Origin of the sequence: Longimicrobium sp., assembly GCF_036280135.1 — a bacterium.
Taxonomy (GTDB): domain Bacteria; phylum Gemmatimonadota; class Gemmatimonadetes; order Longimicrobiales; family Longimicrobiaceae; genus Longimicrobium.
In genome coordinates this window covers 1-2,267 of sequence record NZ_DASURI010000189.1, presented here as the reverse complement: position 1 = coordinate 2,267, position 2,267 = coordinate 1, and the positions used below count along the sequence as shown (strand labels likewise).

At 74.2% G+C, this 2,267-nt stretch carries 1 protein-coding gene and 1 pseudogene; both read right to left on the bottom strand.

Annotated elements, in window-relative coordinates; all coding sequences use genetic code 11:
* Positions 1–223, bottom strand: a pseudogene (locus tag VFZ20_RS05535) (hypothetical protein); the annotation flags it as partial.
* A gap of 268 nt (positions 224–491) precedes the next feature.
* The coding region (locus tag VFZ20_RS05530) for a non-ribosomal peptide synthetase (RefSeq protein ID WP_329682839.1) at positions 492–2,267 on the bottom strand (1,776 nt) is incomplete at its 5' end.

Genomic DNA, 2,267 nt, shown 5'->3' with positions numbered 1-2,267 from the left:
CGCGCCCGCCGATGCGCGTGCCGTTGGACAGCTCCACGACGGTGGGCTCGCCCCGCGCGGCCCACGAGGCCTCGCGGTACGGCTTGGATGCATCCACCACGCGGGTGATGCCGGGCACGAGCAGGCGCCGCTGCGCGGCCTCGGCCTCCGCGGCCCGCGCCGGCTCGCGCGTGCCCTCTTCACCCCGGGCGGCCCGGGCCACCGTCTTTGTCGCGGTCTTCATGGCGGTCTTCATCGGTCCCCTCTTCCTGCGGCGGCCGCGGACGTGCGTCCGGGCACGGTGCCTGATGACAAAGCAAGAGCGGCTCGCGATCCGGACCGGCCGCGAACGCGGGGTACGGAGGGGGCCGCATGGCAAAAGGCGAAACCGGCATGAGTTGCCCGCAAATGGAATTCGCAAACATAAGACAGGTCCCCGTGAACGGGCAACCTGCAACTCAGTCCGGTTCTGCGTCCGGCACTCGTCGTGGCGGAAACGGTCGGGCCGCCCGTCACGGGTCCATCCCCCCGGCGAGCAGGGCCGCGAGCAGGGCGTCCACGTCGTCGTCGGACAGGTTGTCCGCCGAGAACGCGACCGTGCCCATCCCGCCGTCCAGCAGGCCGTCGTCGTCCGCGGGCGCGGCGGACGCGCACGCCTCGTCCACGGCCCGAGCCAGCCCGGCGAGGGTGGAGTGGAGAAAGAGGGCCGTGGCGGGCACGCGCGCCCCAAAGCGCTCGCTTACGCGCGACGCCACCCGCGCCGCCAGCAGCGAGTGCCCGCCCAGGTCGAAGAAGTCGTCCCGGCGCCCCACCCGCTCCCGGCCCATGACCTCCGCCCAGATCTCCGCCAGCGCCTGCTCCGTGGCACCCTCCGGCGCCTCGAACCCCTGCCGGGCGAACGCGTCGTCCTCCGGCGCGGGGAGCGCCCTGCGATCGGTCTTGCCGTTGGGCGTCTGCGGCAGCGCGTCCAGGCGCACGTACGCCGCCGGCACCATGTACGCCGGCAGCCGCTCCGCCAGGTGCGCGCGCAGGCCGTCCACCTCCACCGTCCCGTCCGCCACGACGTACGCCACCAGCCGCGTGTCGCCCGGCACGTCCTCGCGCGCCAGCACCACCGCCGCGTGCACCTCCGGGTGCTCCACGAGACGCGACTCGATCTCGCCCGGCTCGATGCGGAAGCCGCGCACCTTCACCTGGAAGTCCGTCCGCCCCAGGTACTCCAGCTCGCCGTTCGCGTCCGCGCGGCGGCGTACGCGGTCCATCACGCGGTACATCCGCCCGCCGGGCGCACCGAAGGGGCACGGGAGAAAGCGCTCCGCCGTCATCGCCGGGCGGCTGGCGTAGCCGCGCGCCAGGCCGTCACCGGCCAGGTACAGCTCGCCGGCCGTGCCCAGGGGCACGGGCTGCAGCTGCGCGTCCAGCACGTACGCCTGCGAGTTGGCCAGCGGGGTCCCGATCAGCACCGGCTCCCCGCCCCGCGCCACGAGCGAGTACGTGGAGTACGTGGTGTCTTCCGTGGGCCCGTACAGGTTGCGCACCGTTTCCACCGTCCCCAGCGCGTACAGCCCCTGCGCCAGCTCGTTGGGCAGCGCCTCGCCGGCCAGGTTCACCGTCCGCACGCTGGACGGGATGCCGCCCGTGCGCAGCAGCTCCGCCGCGGCCGTGGGCACCATGCTGACGTAGCGCACACCCTGGTCAGCGACGGAGGGCAGGTCCAGCGCGTTCTCCACCATCACCAGCGTGCCGCCCCAGCACAGCGTGCCGAACAGCTCCGCCACGGAGACGTCGAAGTTCACGGAGGTGGAGAAGAGGACGGACGCGCGCTCCTCGTCCGCGACCGTGTCCCGCATCCAGTGCAGCAGCACGGACACGGCGGAATGGCGGATCATCACCCCCTTGGGCCGCCCCGTGGACCCCGAGGTGAAGATGACGTGCGACAGGTTCTCGGGCGTGACACCCGTCTCCGGCGCCGTGCCCGGCTCCGCCGCCAGCGCCGCGCGCTCGCGGTCCAGCAGGAGCCGGCCGGCCGCGCCCTCCGGCAGCCGGTCCGCCAGGGTGGCGTCGGTGACGACGAGCGCGATGCCGGCGTCCTCCACCATGTAGCCCAGCCGCTCGCGCGGGTACGCCGGGTCCAGCGGCACGTACGCCGCGCCCGCACCCAGCACCCCCAGCAGGGCCGCGACCAGGTCCGGCGTGCGCGGCAGGCAGATGCCCACGCACACCTCCGGCCCCGCGCCCCGCCGCCGCAGCGCGTGGCTGATGCGGTTCGCCCGGCGCCCCAGCTCCGC